The following is a 2,461-nucleotide window of genomic DNA, read 5'->3' on the forward strand; positions in this document are numbered from 1 at the left end:
AATATGGACATAAAAGATATTAAAGTAACCGATATGGATAAAGGACTGAGTGCCAGTCAAGTCTTAAATGCGAAATCGAATAAAATAGAAGATCAAAGCTCAAAATCATACAAAAAGATTTTACAGGCAAATATTTTTTCTTTGTTTAATGCGATCAATGTTTTCTTAGCCTTTTTAGTTATTTTGACAGGTTCTTATCGCAATATGCTTTTTATGGGCGTTGTGATTGGAAATGCTCTGATTGGAATCGTTCAAGAGGTGCGATCAAAGAAAAAGCTGGATGCGTTGGCATTGTTGAATCAACAAAAAGCACATGTTTTACGAGATGGAAAGATCGATAAAATCCCAGTGGATGAAATTGTGGAAAATGATTTGATCTTACTGCAGGCAGGTGATCAGATTTGTGTAGATGGATTCCTTGTTTCTGGTGAAGTAGAATGCAATGAATCACTATTGACAGGAGAAAGTGATGCGATCCATAAGAATCAAGGAGATACCTTATATTCAGGAAGCTATGTGGAGGCAGGCCATGCCAAGATGCAGGCTGTACATGTCGGGGAGGATACATATGTCCACTCTATTTTGAAACATGCGAAAAGAGAGAAGAAATACCCTTCACAGCTTCGTGATTCAATCAATTCGATCATTCGTTTTTGTACGATCATATTGTTTCCGGCAGGTATTTTGTTGTTTTTGAAGTCTTTTTTTATTTCGCAATATAGTTTGAACGCATCGATCTTAAGCACGGTTGCAGCTGTTGTAGGCATGATTCCGGAAGGGCTTGTCATATTGACAAGTATTGCGCTTGCGATTGGTGCTTTGCGCCTGGCGAATCAGAAAGTGCTGGTACAGGAGCTTTACTGTATTGAAACATTGGCAAGAGTGGACACACTATGTCTTGATAAAACCGGAACGATAACAGAAGGCAGTATGAAAGTGACCGGAATCGAATCGTTATCAGACTATTCGCAAAATGAAATTCGTACGATCCTTTCCAGAATGTTTGGTGCTCTACAGGATGAGAATGCTACAGCGTTAGCTATTCGTGAGTATTGCCCGGTTGAAGTGGTTCCGGTTAAACAGATCATACCTTTTTCCAGTTCTCGTAAGGCAAGTGCTGTATTGTTTGAAGAAGAAGGCTATATCATAGGTGCTTATCCTTTTATCGTGAAACAGCCGGATGCATCGATTGTGGAAAAAATTGAACAATACGCCAAACGAGGCATTCGTGTTTTAACGTTATGCAAGGCTAAAGAAAGTGTACAACATTCTTTATTGGGAGATCATGAACCAATCGGTTTGATTTTGATCCAGGATGTTTTGCGAAAAGATATCCAAACGATCCTTTCTTATTTTTACAAGCAGGGGGTCGATATTAAGATCATTTCCGGAGATGATGCCAATACCGTGCAGGCGATTGCACAAAAAGCAGGGGTGCAAAGCTTGGCGGTTGATATGAATACTGTACAGGATATTGATTTGGCATTAAGAGAACATTCTATATTTGGTCGTGTTACACCGGAACAGAAACGAGATATGATTCTGGCATTAAAGAAACAAGGGCACACGGTAGCAATGACCGGCGATGGTGTCAATGATGTTATGGCTCTAAAAGAAGCAGACTGCTCCATTGCGATGGGGTCTGGTTCCGAAGCTACCAAAAACATCGCATCTTTAGTATTGTTGGAGGATCAGTTTGCGGCCTTGCCTTCCATTTTGAATCAGGGACGTTGCGTTATCAATAATATTCAAAGAACGGCTTCTTTGTTTTTAGTTAAGACATTGCTTTCCTTAGGATGTTCGTTGTTGACATTATTTTTATTGGAAAGCTATCCGTTTTTACCGATTCAATTGACGCTGATATCTTCATTGGCAACAGGACTTCCAAGCTTTGTACTGACACTGGAACCGAATACAACACGCGTACAGGGGCACTTTTTAAGAACTGTTTTCTCCAAGGCTTTACCGGGTGCATTCTGTATTTTGCTGGCTGTTATTGGTGTCTATTGTTTTGATGTTTTAGGGCATCAAAATTTAACTTATACACAATTCTCTACGATGTGTACTTTACTTGCCGGATGTAATGCGCTATGTGTGTTAATTTCCGTATGTAAGCCGATGACAAAATTAAGAATGCTTTTAGTGATTCTAATGTGCTCGGCCTTTATCGTTTGTTGCATTGTACCATCTTTGCAGGCCTGGTTTTGTATTGAATTAGGGGAGTTGACATGGATACAAAAGCTTTATGTGCTTATCAATATACCGATAATTTTCGCAGTCGTTTCGGGTTTAAACCAGTTCGTAGATAAAAAATTAAAAAAATCGAAAAAAATCGCTAAATTCAACTAAAAAGTTGATGATTCAACATGAATAGCGTCAGATTCAGGGATATTCTTTGATATATAAAGGAGATTCCCTATGATCAACGAAACATTCTTGAACCATCTAAAACCAGTAGAAC

The 2,461-nt window shown here is 38.9% G+C and carries 1 protein-coding gene; it reads left to right on the plus strand.

All coding sequences use genetic code 11. The annotated features are described in order from the left end of the window. Positions 1-2,349: HAD-IC family P-type ATPase (locus U0M88_RS08970; RefSeq protein ID WP_331869589.1), on the plus strand; the 2,349-nt coding region annotated here is incomplete at its 5' end. Between the last annotated feature and the right edge of the window lie 112 nt (positions 2,350-2,461).

Origin of the sequence: Faecalicoccus sp. (assembly GCF_036552745.1) — a bacterium.
Classification (GTDB): domain Bacteria; phylum Bacillota_I; class Bacilli_A; order Erysipelotrichales; family Erysipelotrichaceae; genus Faecalicoccus.